The organism is Bacillus sp. cl96 (genome assembly GCF_900100505.1).
GTDB lineage: Bacteria > Bacillota > Bacilli > Bacillales > Bacillaceae_G > Bacillus_A > Bacillus_A cereus.
In genome coordinates this window covers 178,196-192,721 of sequence record NZ_FNDM01000007.1, presented here as the reverse complement: position 1 = coordinate 192,721, position 14,526 = coordinate 178,196, and the positions used below count along the sequence as shown (strand labels likewise).

Sequence of the window (14,526 nt, the reverse complement as noted above, 5' to 3'; positions counted from 1 at the left end):
CATATGTTCTGATTTTGGATTAGGAAAGGGGCAAGGAGTTTGGCGAAGCATCAGTTCCAATATAATGAAGATGCGATTCAAGTGTTAGAAGGACTTGAAGCCGTTCGAAAACGCCCGGGTATGTATATCGGGAGTACGGATAGCCGTGGATTGCATCATTTAGTATATGAAATAGTAGATAACTCCGTTGACGAAGCGTTAGCGGGATTTGGCGACGAAATTTCAGTCGTAATACATAAAGATAATAGTATTAGCGTTATAGATAAAGGGCGAGGAATGCCTACGGGAATGCATAAACTTGGGAAACCTACACCTGAAGTTATTTTAACTGTACTTCATGCAGGTGGTAAGTTTGGTCAAGGTGGCTATAAAACGAGTGGTGGTTTACACGGTGTTGGGGCATCAGTTGTAAACGCTTTGTCAGAATGGTTAGTAGTAACAATTAAGCGTGATGGTAACATTTATGAACAACGTTTTGAAAATGGTGGCGTTCCTGCAACAACGTTAGAGAAAATCGGGAAAACAAAAGAGTCTGGTACGACAATGCACTTCAAACCAGATACAACGATTTTCAGCACGACAAATTACAATTATGAAACATTATGTGAGAGATTACGTGAATCTGCATTCTTATTAAAAGGAATGAAAATCTCGATAAAAGACGAACGTAATGATTTAGAAGATATATTTCATTATGAAACAGGAATCGAAGCTTTCGTTTCATATTTAAACGAAGAAAAAGATTCAATTCACCCGGTTGTATATTTCACTGGTGAACAAAACGGGATTGAAGCAGAACTAGCATTCCAGTTTAATGATGGTTACTCAGAAAATATTCTTTCGTTTGTAAATAACGTACGTACAAAAGATGGTGGAACACACGAAGCTGGATTCAAAACAGCGATGACGCGTGTGTTTAACGAGTATGCTCGTAAAGTAGCACTATTAAAAGAAAAAGATAAAAACTTAGAAGGTACAGATATTCGTGAAGGTGTAGCGGCTATCGTTTCGGTACGTGTACCAGAAGAAGTGCTTCAGTTTGAAGGGCAAACGAAGGGCAAACTAGGTACAAGTGAAGCGCGTTCTTCAATTGATGCCATTGTATCTGAGCATTTAGCATACTTTTTAGAAGAAAACCCTGATGTAGCTACACTTCTTGTGAGAAAAGCAATTAAAGCAGCACAAGCCCGTGAAGCAGCCCGTAAAGCAAGAGAAGAAGCGCGTAGTGGTAAGAAAAAGAAAAAATCAGAAGGTACGTTAAGCGGGAAATTAACACCTGCACAATCACGTAACCCGCAAAAAAATGAACTGTACCTAGTAGAGGGTGACTCTGCCGGTGGTTCTGCGAAACAAGGACGAGACCGACGTTTCCAGGCCGTATTACCGTTACGTGGTAAAGTAATTAATACAGAAAAAGCAAAGCTTGCTGATATCTTTAAAAATGAAGAGATTAATACAATCATTTATGCGATTGGCGGCGGTGTAGGAAATGAATTTGATGTTGAAGATATTAACTACGATAAAGTTGTAATTATGACCGATGCCGATACGGATGGGGCTCATATTCAAGTATTGTTATTAACGTTCTTCTACAGATATATGAAGCCACTTATCGAAGCTGGTAAAGTATTTATCGCACTTCCTCCTTTATACAAAGTAAGTAAAGGAAAAGGTAAGAGTGAGGTAATTGAATACGCTTGGTCAGATGAGGAATTAGACGGTGTAACGAAAAAAGTTGGAAAAGGCTATATGTTACAACGTTATAAAGGACTTGGTGAAATGAATGCGGATCAATTATGGGAAACAACAATGAATCCTGAAACGCGTACATTAATTCGCGTGAAAATTGATGATGCAGCAAGAGCAGAGCGTCGCGTTACAACATTAATGGGCGATAAAGTAGAACCGCGCCGTAAATGGATTGAACGTAATGTGCAGTTTGGTATGCAAGAAGAAGGAAATATTTTAGAAAATGAAATGATTATGGAGACGGAGGTGGAATAACATGCAAGCAGAGAAGTTTCATGACCTCCCGCTTGAAGACGTGTTAGGTGATCGCTTTGCACGTTATAGTAAATATATTATTCAAGATCGTGCACTTCCAGATGCACGTGATGGCTTAAAGCCAGTACAAAGACGTATTTTATATTCTATGTATGTAGAAGGTAATGTACATGATAAAGCGTTTCGTAAATCAGCTAAAACAGTAGGTAATGTTATCGGTAATTATCATCCACATGGAGATTCCTCTGTATATGAAGCAATGGTACGCTTAAGCCAAACTTGGAAAGTACGTAATGTTTTAGTTGAAATGCATGGTAATAACGGTAGTGTTGATGGGGACCCAGCGGCAGCGATGCGTTATACGGAAGCTCGTTTATCACCAATCGCATCTGAATTATTACGTGATCTTGATAAAGAAACAGTTGAATTCGTGTCAAACTTTGATGATACGAGTGAAGAACCAGTTGTATTACCAGCAGCGTTCCCGAATTTATTAGTGAACGGATCTACAGGGATTTCCGCTGGTTATGCAACAGAAATTCCTCCGCATCATCTTGGAGAAGTTATTGATGCTACAATGATGCGTATCGATAAGCCAAATAGTACTGTTGACGATTTATTAACAGTTATGAAAGGACCAGATTTCCCAACAGGCGGTATTATTCAGGGGATTGATGGTATTAAAAAGGCGTATGAAACAGGTAAAGGTAAAATTATTATTCGCGGAAAAGCAGAAGTTGAAACAGTGCGCGGTGGGAAACAACAAATTGTAATCACTGAAATTCCTTACGAAGTGAATAAGGCAAACCTTGTAAAGAAAATGGATGAATTACGTCTAGATAAAAAGTTAGATGGTATTGCTGAAGTGCGTGATGAGACAGATCGTACTGGTTTACGAATTGTTGTTGAATTAAAGAAAGAAGCAAACTCCGAAGGTATTTTAAATTATTTATATAAAAATACAGATTTGCAAATTCCATATAACTTTAATATGGTAGCGATCAATAATCGTCGTCCAACACTTATGACATTACCGAAAATTTTAGATGCTTATATTGGACATCAAAAAGAGGTTATTACGAGACGTTCGCAATATGAATTAAGAAAAGCAGAAAATCGTCAACATATTGTAGAAGGTTTAAAGAAAGCATTATCGATTTTAGACCAAGTAATTGAGACAATTCGAGCTTCAAAAGATAAACGTAACGCGAAAGATAATTTAAGTGCAAAATTTGGCTTTACAGAAGCACAGGCAGAAGCAATTGTTTCCTTGCAATTATATCGCTTAACGAATACAGACATTACGGCGTTACAAGAAGAAGCAGATGAGCTTAATAAGAAAATTATTGAGCTACAGGCAATTTTACAAAGTGAAAAAAGATTACTTCAAGTAATTAAAACAGATTTAAAGAGAGTTAAGAAAACATATAGTGATGATCGACGCGCGATTATTGAAGATCAAATCGAGGAAATTAAAATCGATGTAGAAGTGATGATCCCACAAGAAGATGTCATCGTTACTGTAACGAAAGAAGGATATGTGAAACGTACTGGATGGCGCTCACATAATGCCTCAAACGGCAAAGACTTCGGTATGAAAGAGGGTGACATCTTACTTGAACGATTCGATACGAATACGACAGAGACAGTCCTCTTATTTACGAATAAAGGAAACTATATATATCTGCCAGTATACGAAATGCCAGATATTCGTTGGAAAGATTTAGGTCAGCACGTTGCTAATATCGTTTCACTCGACCGGGATGAAACAATCATTTGGGCGACGGTTGTACCGAACTTTGAGGAAGAAAAACGATTTATCGTATTTGTAACACGAAATGGTATGATAAAGAAAACAGAATTAAATCAATATAAAGTTCAGCGTTATTCAAGGGCATTCGTTGCTGTAAACTTGAAAAAAGATGATGAAGTTGTCGATATATTTGCGACAGATGGAACGAGTGATATTGTTCTTGCTACACACGGTGCATATGCACTTATTTTCCATGAAGATGAAGTAAGTCCAGTCGGTGTAAGAGCTGCTGGTGTTAAAGCAATTAATTTAAAAGAAGATGACTATGTCGCTTCTGGTAAACCGTTAAATGGTGACAAAGATCAACTTATTCTCGTAACACAGCGCGGTGCTGTAAAACGTCTAAAAGCATCAGAAATTGAAAAGTCAACGAGGGCGAAACGCGGTCTTGTTATTTTCAAAGAATTAAAACGTAATCCGTACCGCATTGTCGGTATTGAAATTGTTCGGGACGATGAATTAGTTTACATGAAGACAGAGAAAAACATTGTAGAAGAGATTGATCCGAAAGCGTATCGAAATAAAGACCGGTATAGTAATGGTAGCCTTGTGCTAGATGTTAATGATACTGGTGAAGTAGTAGAAACGTGGACGAAGAAAAGACCAGAATAAAGAGGGCATCTTGCTATGAATAGTAGCAAGATGCTTTTTTCTAGGCAATTTATTATGTAAATAATAATAATCTTGTTATAATAACTGAATGAAATCGTTCTCATAAAGTGAAACTTTAATCAATGGGGAGTTTCTTCATCCTCACTGATTATTAGTTGAACCAATCGGGCTTTAACAAGCAGTTGATTCCTCACCTAATTCCTTAGCTTCACTGAATTTTGAGTTAGGAATCTTACTGCCCGTTAAAGCGGGACAAATGGAGGGGCAACATGAAAAAAATAGGTGTAGGGATTGTAGGATTTGGTTTTTCTAGTACGACATTTCATATCCCACTATTACAAACAATAGAAGAATATGATATTCGTGCTGTATTATCCTCAAAAGAAGAGGTAGTAAAAGACACATTACCAAACGCTAATGTTGTTAGTACAATTGATGAATTGGTGAAGCGAGCTGATGTTGACTTAGTTGTTATTACATCACCTAATACAACTCATTTTCCATATGTAAAAGAAGCAATTTTAAAAGGTAAGCATGTTGTTGTAGAAAAACCATTTGTTGTCTCAATTGAAGAAGGCGAAGAGCTTATTTCATTAGCAGAGCAGCATAATGTAATGTTAAGCGTATATCATAATCGTCGTTTTGATAATGATTTCTTAACAATTAAGAAATTGTTAGGAGAAAACAGAGTAGGGAATGTATACGCATATGAATCGAATTTTGATCGTTTCCGTCCACATGTACGTGATCGATGGAGAGAAAAAAATCTACCAGGCTCCGGTATATTATATGATTTAGGATCGCATTTAATTGACCAAGCGTTATCAATATTCGGGAAACCAGATGCGATAAGTGCAGATGTAATAAAACAACGACCAGGTGCAGAGGTGGATGATTATTTCCACATAGTACTTCATTACGGAGTTAAACGTGTCATTTTACGTAGTAGCAGTTATGTGAAAAAAGCTGGACCGCATTTTATAGTGCATGGAGAGAAAGGTTCTATCGTGAAGTACGGTATGGATTCGCAGGAAGAGCAATTAAAAAATGGAATGAAGCCAGGTGATAACGGTTATGGAGTAGACGATGAAGAGAATTTTGCTACTTTAGAAACAGAAGAAAGCTTAGAGCGTATTCCAACAGAAGTCGGTTGTTATGACAATTATTATAAAGGTGTACGAGATAGTATATTAAATGGTGAGGAACTACCTGTAACAGCAAAAGAAGGTTTAGATGTTATTAAACTGATTCAATTAGCGATTGAAAGTAGTGAAAAGGGTAGAGTCATTTCTATAAAATAAAAAGACACGAAATTCGTGTCTTTTTATTTTTGTGGAACAGAAAGACCATAGAAGAACATCGTAACGATATCTTTTATATGTTTTTCTCGATCTCCTTCAAGAAGTTGTGCTCCAAATTCATCACCTAATTTTGTAAACATTTGAATGTAAAGTAACATCATTTCTTTAGTAAGGTGTGGATTAATTTCGTTTTTGCGCTGAGCTCGTTCTAATATTTCTAAATACCAGGGTAGGATTTTTTCATTTTGATAACTATAAATAAACTTACGGAGTTCTTCGTCCCTTTGCATCATTTGTAGTAACATATCAGGTTGAAATAATCCGCCAGTATTCATTTTTCTTACAATCATTTTTTGCATCATATCATGAAAAGGTAATTTTTCTTCTGCAAGCTCTTTATAATATTGAAATTCAGATATGATAAATTCTTGTATAAGCTCCCTAAATAACGCATCTTTACTTCCGAAATGATTATAAATTGTAACTTGAGAAACGTTTGCTTCTTTTGCGATATGTTCTATTTTCACTTCATTAAATCCACGTTCTGAAAATAATACGAATGCTGCTTCTTTAATGGCACGCTTTTTCTTTTCTTTTACTCTTTCAAAGCCGTTCAATGCAATCACCTCACTTAAAATATACAAGAAAAAATAATGGAAAACAATAATTTTGAAATATGGACTAATAAATATTTCAAAAAGTTGTTGCGAATATGGAAGATGAGGAGTACAATAATTTTGAAATATCACACATTAAATATTTCAAAAAATGAGGTGGAATTATGATTTCAGTTCAAGATGTCACAAAACAGTTTTCGAACGGAAAAGGTTTGTTTCATATTACATTTGATGTAAAAGAGGGAGAAGTATTTGGTTATTTAGGACCGAATGGTGCCGGGAAATCAACGACGATTCGTAATTTAATGGGATTTATAAAACCGACGACTGGTAAAGCGACAATTTTTGGATTAGATTGTTGGAATGAAGCGGCGAAAATTCAAAGGGAAGTTGGTTACTTGCCAGGTGAAATTTCTTTTATTGAAGGAATGAACGGATTAGAGTTTTTAAAATTAATGCAAGGAATGCGAGGATTAAAGGATACGAAAAGACGAGATGAACTGATAGAGCGTCTGCAATTTGATGTGAAAACACCGATTCGCAAAATGTCTAAAGGAATGAAGCAAAAAGTAGGGATAGTCGCTGCATTTATGCACGATCCAGAGGTGTTAATTTTAGATGAACCAACATCTGGACTTGATCCACTTATGCAGCAAGTATTTATAGATTTAATATTAGAGGAAAAGCAAAGAGGAAAAACAATCCTAATGTCATCACATATTTTTACTGAAATTGAGAGAACTTGTGATAGAGTAGCTATTATTAAAGATGGTCGACTCGTAACGGTTGAAAATATTCACGATTTACAAAGTATGAGAAGACAGGTGATAGATGTAACAGTATCATCACAAGAAGAGATTGAGTCCCTTACAAAGTGTAATTTGCAATTTGAAGCGGTAAAAGGCAGAGAGGCATCTATCATTGTACAAGGAAACTATCAAACTGTTTTACAAACACTTTCAAACTATAATGTAACGGCACTTCAAACGAGAGCGATGGATTTAGAACATTTATTTATGCATTATTACGATAAGAAAGAAGGGGTAACGCATGAATAAGCAACTATTTTTAGCAAGTTTGAAAGAAACACAAAAAAATATTTTGAGTTATGCGTCTGGTGCAGCTTTATATCTGTGGTTATTAATTTGGATATTCCCGTCAATGGTATCAGCGAAAGGGCTAAATGAATTAATAGCTGCCATGCCTGATAGCGTGAAAAAAATCGTTGGTATGGAAAGTCCGATTCAAAACGTAATGGATTTTCTAGCGGGCGAATACTATAGTCTATTATTTATTATCATTTTAACAATTTTTTGCGTAACAGTTGCGACACATTTAATTGCTCGTCATGTAGATAAAGGAGCAATGGCATACTTGCTAGCAACACCTGTATCTAGAGTGCAAATTGCGATTACACAAGCTGCTGTTCTCATATTGGGACTTCTAATTATTGTATCTGTTACGTATGTAGCTGGGTTAGTAGGTGCAGAATGGTTTTTACAAGATAATAACTTAAATAAAGAATTATTTTTGAAGATAAATGTAGTCGGAGGGCTCATATTTTTAGTCATTAGTGCGTATTCATTTTTCTTTTCTTGTATATGTAATGACGAAAGAAAAGCACTAAGTTATTCAGCGAGTTTAACTATCTTATTTTTCGTATTGGATATGGTAGGGAAGTTAAGTGATAAGTTAGAATGGATGAAAAACCTATCATTATTCACGCTGTTTCGTCCGAAAGAAATTGCTGAAGGATCATATAATATATGGCCGGTAAGTATAGGTTTAACTACTGTAGCGCTTTGTATTTTTATCGTAGCGATTGTAGTATTTAGGAAGAGGGATTTACCGTTATAGAGTAGAAAGTCCACTGAGAAAGTGGGCTTTTTTTATTTGTAAATTTAAACTAGTATGTTTATTGCATCCTTATAAAGGATATTTATCTTTTCAGTTACAAAAATATTCAAAAAAGTGAACCTTTTTCTAGGTTCATACGTCTAATATATGTAAAGTTAAATTGGAAGTGATGAAGTGAGGATGAAACAGGAGGAGCAATTGTGAAAGTAATCCCTTTATATAAAATGATTGTAAAAGAAGAAACGGATGTTTCTTTAGCGAAAAAAGGTGATCATGAAGCCTTTATAGCGCTTATACATACAGAAAAAGCGAAGATGTATCGAATAGCAAAGGCGATGTTACGTGATGAGACAAATATAGAGGATGCGATACAGACAACAATTTTAAAAGCCTATGAAAATATAAAAAAATTAAAAAAAGAAGAATTTTTTCAAACTTGGTTAATTCGAATACTAATAAATGAGTGTAACAATATTATTAGAGCGTATAAAAATGTAATTGTAACAGAAGAGAATGATTACATTATGAGTGCGTGTGATCAGTATGAAGATATAGATTTGTGTAATGCGATTCAATCGTTACATGAAGAATTAAGAGCTGTTACGGTGCTTTATTACTATGAAGACATGAATCAAGAGAGTATAGCAAAGCTGTTAGAAATACCGAAAGGAACAGTGAAATCAAGATTATCACGTGCGAGGGAACAACTACAAAAACGATTAAAGATGGAATAGGGGGTGTAAAGGATGGATAATGAAAAATTATTTGATGAGAAATTAAAAAAGAGAATAAAAGATGAAAATGTTATAGTACCTCCAGAGTTAAATGAAAAGATTAATGGCACGCTACATAATCTTAAGGTAAAAAAGAAGAGTTACAAAATTCATATGATGATAATTAGTGCAGCGGTTTGTATACTTTCGGTGGTATCTATGTCTGAGTTTTCTATACAAAGTTTTGCGCAAAATGGTGGAGTATTTGAATATGTAAAGAAAAAAGCGTTTTCTGATTATGAAAATGAAGAAGAAATAAAATCGAATGTACATTATCCAGATAAAGAAAAGATTCATCAAAAAATGCTAGATTCTATTGATTATTTTAAAAATATTTCAGGACAATTTGAGGAATATTCTAGCTCATCAAGAATTGCTACAACATATAAGTATGCGATTGATACGGAGAAACAAAGAGGTATCTCTTCGAAAGAAGATAAACTAGCCAAAAAACGAACAATTATATATAACGAGGGCAAGAAAAAAGAGTTTGATGATGAGAAGTATACCTATAAAGAGACAAAATGGAACCCGAAAGAAAGAAACAATGAACTATTAAAATTAAATCCTACGGAAAGGTTAGTGAGAAAATCAGATGAGAAAAAGAGATATGATGATGAATATGTAGGGCTAGCTAAATATAGTATTCAATCAGAATTCGCAGATTTATTAATTCGATATAAAGATTGGAATTATAAAGAAACGAAATATCTTGGATTAGATTGCTACAAAATTGAAGGAGTTATAAACATAGAGATGCCTGTTAGCACCCCTGAAGATTTAAGAGGGAAATTCGAAATGGTTGTGGAGAAAAATACAGGGATTATGTTGAAATTTCTTAGTTTTCAAGAAGGCTTGATTCAATATTCAGTTACGACTGAATGGATACAAATAGATAAGGGATTGAAAGAAAGTATGTTTCAAAAGGATAGCGCTAAATATGAAAAAATGAAAAACATATTGGATGAATAGAAACAGGAGGAGAGTAAATGGGGAATCATTCATCTTTAAGAGAAGAGAAAAATAAGCAAAAATATAAAAAGAAAAAGATAATAAGTTTACTATTGGCGGTATTACTATTTGGTGGAATTGGCTATGGAGCCTATGTATATATGAAAACTTCTAGTCTTGTACAAAAATCTAATTTGAATTTAGCACGAGGTGAAAAATCCAATTTACGTGAGAAATCTGTAAAGCCAATTGCAAATCATGTTTCACTTTTAATTATGGGAATTGATGAAAATCAAGAACGCCAAAAGGAATATAATGGTGCATTTCATACAGATGCATTATTGTTAGCGACTTTTAATAAAGACGATAAAACAGTGAAATTAACGAGCATACCACGTGATACATATACATATGTTCCAGTTGAAAAGAAAAAAGATAAAATAACCCATGCATATGGAAGTGGTTTCGTTAAAAATGGTAAAGATGGAGGACCGCAAGCTTCTGTGGAAGCGGTAGAAAAATTGTTACAGGTGCCTGTTGATTATTTTGTGAAATTTAATTTTGGTTCCTTTACTAAAATTGTTGATGGGTTAGATGGTATTGAAGTGGATGTCCCAGTTGAATTTACGGAGCAAAATAGTAAAGATGAACCTGATGCGATTCATTTGAAAAAAGGATTACAAAAATTAAATGGGGAAGAAGCACTTGCACTAGCAAGAACGCGCCATATTGATAGTGATGCAATGAGAGGACAGCGCCAACAACTTGTTATTGAAGCGATTTTAAGTAAATTAAAAAGTGTAGGATCGGTTACGAAGCTAGAAAAAATAGTTGAGGCGGTTGATGGTGAATTTAAAACAAATTTAGTAATGGATGATATTTTATCTTTTTATAAATACGGTTTAAACGGTTCAGTTGAAAAAATACAATTAGCTGGTGATGATTTATACTTACCTAATGGCCCAAACGGGCAACGTGTATATTATTATAATCCTAATAAAAAAGATCTACAGAGTTTGAGTAATACTCTTAGAACACATCTAGGATTAAGTGAAAAACAGATTGAGGAGAATTAAAGCAGATGTAATGTCTGCTTTTTTATTATGTTAAATAGTATGTCTTTTATTCGTAAATATTATATACTATTTCCAATTTTAAGATAATAGTGTAACATAAAGTTATAGTTCAAGTTAAATAACAGGGGGGCTATTACATAGAATATATCATTAGCAATTATTGAAATAGTATGGGAGAAATGAAAGAAACAGGGGAGTATCAAAAATGAGAATCGTAAAGAATTTAACATTCCAAGTTATTGTGGCCATTATTTGTGGTATTGCAGTAGGGGCAATTTGGCCGAGTGTTGGACAACAAATGAAGCCAATTGGTGAAACATTCATCAATATGATTAAAATGGTTATTGCACCGATTATTTTTTTAACAATTGTGCTCGGTATTGCAAGTATGGGAAGTATGAAAAAGGTAGGCCGTGTTGGTGGGAAGGCACTATTATATTTTGAAATTGTTACAACAGCGGCTTTAATTATTGGTATCATCGTAGCGAATGTTGTACGTCCAGGAGATGGATTAGATCCCTCAAAACTAAAAGGCGGAGATGTTTCACAATATGTACAAAGTGGGCAAGAAATGAAATGGATGGATTTCTTTTTACATATCGTGCCGTCTAACATGTTTGAAGCATTTGCCAAAGGTGATATTTTACAAGTTCTGTTCTTCTCCATTTTATTCGGAGCAGGGTTAACGATGTTAGGAAAAAATGGACAACCGGTTATTGACTTTTTTGAAAGATTATCGAAAGTATTTTTTAACATTTTATCAATTGTAATGAAATTAGCACCAGTTGGAGCATTCGGTGGGATGACATTTACAATTGGGAAGTATGGTTTAAGCACGCTCATACCACTTGGTAAATTAATGATTTGTGTATATGCGACAATGGCATTATTTGTTTTTATTGTTTTAAATTTTATTTGTAAATTGTATAAATTTAGTTTGTGGAAATATTTAGCGTATATTAAAGAAGAATTACTTATTGTTCTCGGGACATCATCGTCAGAATCAGTACTGCCGCGAATGATGACAAAGATGGAAGGATTTGGGTGTTCGAAACCGGTAGTAGGTTTAGTCATTCCAACAGGCTATTCTTTTAACTTAGATGGAACAACGATTTATTTATCAATGGCAACTATATTTTTAGCTCAAGTTTTTCACGTCGATCTTTCACTAGGTCAACAATTAACTATAATAGCTATTTTGTTAGTTACATCTAAAGGAGCAGCAGCAGTAACCGGCGGGGGATTCATTGTACTAGCATCTACTCTATCTGCAATGAATGTTATCCCATTAGAAGGTTTAGCGTTATTACTTGGTGTAGATCGTTTCATGTCAGAAGCACGTGCTATCGTTAATTTAATTGGTAACGGTATTGCAACTGTAGTTGTTGCGAAAAGTGAAAATGAATTTGATGATGAGAAGTATACGAGAGTAGTAGAGGAAATGAAAAGAGAAAAAATGGTCGGGTAAAAAGTCAGCTTTGCTGACTTTTTTATTTTTGTAGAAAAGATGTTTTTAGATATATGCATTATTTATTAGCAATAATTAACAAGTATTCAAGTGGTAAAAGAGATAAAAGTGATTAAAACAACGAATGTGTATGAATGCGAAATAAGGTTTGAACAAAATATGGCATTTTTATGAATATTACTGTAAAAAAATAATTTTTTAAAAATTTTCAATAATAATACTTTACAAAAATTAAAAAATTAGTAGAATAAGAATTAGTAAGAATCGTCTGATAAATATATAGAGAAAAACAGAATTATCAGAAAATTCTTTAATAGCTATCGTTAAGAATTAGGGAGGGTACAAAATGAAAAAGAAACAAATGAAAAAACTAACAGCAGTTGTAGCACCGGTTTTAGCAATGAGCATGGCGTTAACAGCATGTTCTACATCAGGTGGAGATAAGAAGACAAGCACAAATTCTAGCTCTAGTGGAGATAGTAAATCAGGGGAAAAATTAGCAGCAAAACAAGTGTTAAATCGTACAGAAACAAATGAGATCCCAACAATGGATACTTCAAAAAATACAGATACATTAGGTTCTCAAATTTTAGGGAACACAATGGAAGGGTTATATCGATTAGATAAAGATAATAAACCAATCCCAGCTGCAGCAGAATCTAGTACGAAAAGTGAAGATGGTAAAAAATATACATTTAAACTACGTAAAGATGCAAAATGGTCAAATGGTGATCCTGTAACAGCAAAAGACTTTGCTTATGCATGGCAACGATTATTAGATCCAAAAACAACTGCAGAATATGCGTTTATCGCATTCCCAATTAAAAATGCAGAGGCGATTAATAAAGGTGAAAAACCAGTAACTGAACTAGGAGTTAAGGCGGTAGATGACTATACATTAGAAGTTGAATTAGAACAAGCGGTACCATACTTCTTAAACTTAGTAGCGTTCCCATCGTACTATCCATTAAATGAGAAGTTCGTAAAAGAAAAAGGTGATAAATACGGTTTAGAGTCTGATACAACAGTATATAACGGACCATTCGTTCTTACTGATTGGAAGCATGAGCAAGGCTGGAAACTAAAGAAAAATGATCAATATTGGGATAAAAAGACTGTAAAATTAGATGAAATCAACTATAGTGTAGTAAAAGAAATAAATACAAGGGTTAACTTATTTGATACAGGTGCAATTGATTTCGCACTTCTATCAGGTGAATTCGTTGACAAATATAGAAATAACAAAGAGGAGTTTGGCACATACTCACAAGTAAGTACATTCTTCTTACGTATGAATCAAAAACGTGGTGGACAAGATACACCATTAAAGAGTCAGAAATTACGTGAAGCAATCGCGCTTTCTATCGATAAGAAAAACTTAGCAAACGTTATTTTAAATGACGGATCTAAACCAGCAGACTTCTTAGTACCGAAAGGGTTAGCGACTGGACCAGACGGAAAAGACTTCCAAGAAACATTTAAAAATGGTATCAAACCAGATGCGAAAAAAGCTGCTGCGGCCTGGGAAGAAGCGAAAAAAGAACTTGGTAAAGACCAAGTTACAATTGAGTTATTAAACTATGATACTGGTAATGCGAAAAAAGTAGGGGAATATGTAAAAGACCAAATTGAGAAAAATTTAAAAGGTGTAACAGTTAATATTAAACTTCAGCCATTCAAACAAAAACTAAAACTAGAAACAGAGCAAGATTATGATTTATCATATGCTGGTTGGGGACCTGACTATGCTGACCCAATGACATTCTTAGATATGTTCCAGTCTAATCATTCTCATAACCAAATGAGCTTCGCTGATTCTAAGTATGATGATATGATTAAAAAAGCTGGCACTGAATTAATGGGTGACGCGAAGAAACGTTGGGAAGAGCTAGGAAAAGCTGAGAAATTACTTCTTGAGAAAGATGTAGCACTTGTACCTTTATACCAACGTGGTGATGCATATGTTCTAAAACAAAATATTAAAGGTATTGTAAAACATAATATCAGTCCGGAATATAGCTTTAAATGGGCATATGTAACTGAAAAATAATAGA

At 34.3% G+C, this 14,526-nt stretch carries 11 protein-coding genes; 10 read left to right on the top strand and 1 reads right to left on the bottom strand.

The window, feature by feature from the left end:
- The first annotated feature begins 39 nt into the window (after window positions 1-39).
- From parE to BLT20_RS17270, 3 genes are all read left to right on the top strand, one after another.
- Entirely contained in the window at window positions 40-2,004 is a 1,965-nt protein-coding gene (gene parE / locus BLT20_RS17280) for a DNA topoisomerase IV subunit B (RefSeq protein ID WP_001062194.1), read from the top strand.
- Window position 2,005: 1 nt separating this feature from the next.
- On the top strand, window positions 2,006-4,429 hold the full coding sequence (gene parC / locus BLT20_RS17275; RefSeq protein WP_001147470.1) for a DNA topoisomerase IV subunit A: 2,424 nt from the start codon (window positions 2,006-2,008) through the stop codon (window positions 4,427-4,429).
- Between the two features lie 269 nt (window positions 4,430-4,698).
- On the top strand, window positions 4,699-5,730 hold the full coding sequence (locus BLT20_RS17270) for an oxidoreductase (RefSeq protein WP_000719746.1): 1,032 nt from the start codon (window positions 4,699-4,701) through the stop codon (window positions 5,728-5,730).
- 23 nt (window positions 5,731-5,753) lie between these two features.
- Here the strand turns inward: BLT20_RS17270 and BLT20_RS17265 are convergent, their stop codons facing one another.
- Window positions 5,754-6,356 (bottom strand): TetR/AcrR family transcriptional regulator, encoded by a 603-nt coding sequence (locus tag BLT20_RS17265; RefSeq protein ID WP_002024578.1) that lies wholly within the window; start codon window positions 6,354-6,356, stop codon window positions 5,754-5,756.
- Between the two features lie 155 nt (window positions 6,357-6,511).
- Here BLT20_RS17265 and BLT20_RS17260 point away from each other — a divergent pair, with 155 nt between their 5' ends.
- The 7 genes from BLT20_RS17260 to BLT20_RS17230 all read left to right on the top strand — a co-directional run bounded on the left by BLT20_RS17260 (window position 6,512) and on the right by BLT20_RS17230 (window position 14,522).
- A complete protein-coding gene (locus BLT20_RS17260) occupies window positions 6,512-7,405 on the top strand; it encodes an ABC transporter ATP-binding protein (protein ID WP_000626577.1) in 894 nt (297 codons plus the stop codon).
- The gene (locus BLT20_RS17255; RefSeq protein ID WP_001041419.1) at window positions 7,398-8,204 is read left to right on the top strand and encodes an ABC transporter permease subunit; all 807 of its coding nucleotides are present in this window, start codon (window positions 7,398-7,400) and stop codon (window positions 8,202-8,204) included. The genes BLT20_RS17260 and BLT20_RS17255 overlap by 8 nt, the downstream gene beginning before the upstream one ends.
- Before the next feature lie 200 nt (window positions 8,205-8,404).
- On the top strand, window positions 8,405-8,938 hold the full coding sequence (locus BLT20_RS17250) for an RNA polymerase sigma factor (protein WP_000864730.1): 534 nt from the start codon (window positions 8,405-8,407) through the stop codon (window positions 8,936-8,938).
- 12 nt (window positions 8,939-8,950) lie between these two features.
- Window positions 8,951-9,949 carry a hypothetical protein gene (locus BLT20_RS17245; protein ID WP_000368241.1) on the top strand — a complete coding sequence of 333 codons (999 nt, stop codon included), beginning with the start codon at window positions 8,951-8,953 and terminating at the stop codon, window positions 9,947-9,949.
- A gap of 17 nt (window positions 9,950-9,966) precedes the next feature.
- Entirely contained in the window at window positions 9,967-11,004 is a 1,038-nt protein-coding gene (locus tag BLT20_RS17240; RefSeq protein ID WP_000526728.1) for an LCP family protein, read from the top strand.
- A gap of 205 nt (window positions 11,005-11,209) precedes the next feature.
- A complete protein-coding gene (locus BLT20_RS17235) occupies window positions 11,210-12,472 on the top strand; it encodes a dicarboxylate/amino acid:cation symporter (protein ID WP_001223631.1) in 1,263 nt (420 codons plus the stop codon).
- Window positions 12,473-12,818: 346 nt separating this feature from the next.
- Window positions 12,819-14,522: a peptide ABC transporter substrate-binding protein gene (locus tag BLT20_RS17230; protein ID WP_000730163.1), complete on the top strand. Its 1,704-nt coding sequence runs from the start codon at window positions 12,819-12,821 to the stop codon at window positions 14,520-14,522.
- The last annotated feature ends 4 nt before the right edge of the window (window positions 14,523-14,526 follow it).

Excerpts from the sequence above, each read along its gene's own strand:
- parC (WP_001147470.1), top strand. The coding sequence starts at position 2,006 with ATGCAAGCAGAGAAGTTTCATGACCTCCCGCTTGAAGACGTGTTAGGT.
- BLT20_RS17270 (WP_000719746.1), top strand. The coding sequence starts at position 4,699 with ATGAAAAAAATAGGTGTAGGGATTGTAGGATTTGGTTTTTCTAGTACG.
- BLT20_RS17260 (WP_000626577.1), top strand. The coding sequence starts at position 6,512 with ATGATTTCAGTTCAAGATGTCACAAAACAGTTTTCGAACGGAAAAGGT.
- BLT20_RS17255 (WP_001041419.1), top strand. The coding sequence starts at position 7,398 with ATGAATAAGCAACTATTTTTAGCAAGTTTGAAAGAAACACAAAAAAAT.
- BLT20_RS17245 (WP_000368241.1), top strand. The coding sequence starts at position 8,951 with ATGGATAATGAAAAATTATTTGATGAGAAATTAAAAAAGAGAATAAAA.
- BLT20_RS17240 (WP_000526728.1), top strand. The coding sequence starts at position 9,967 with ATGGGGAATCATTCATCTTTAAGAGAAGAGAAAAATAAGCAAAAATAT.
- BLT20_RS17235 (WP_001223631.1), top strand. The coding sequence starts at position 11,210 with ATGAGAATCGTAAAGAATTTAACATTCCAAGTTATTGTGGCCATTATT.
- BLT20_RS17230 (WP_000730163.1), top strand. The coding sequence starts at position 12,819 with ATGAAAAAGAAACAAATGAAAAAACTAACAGCAGTTGTAGCACCGGTT.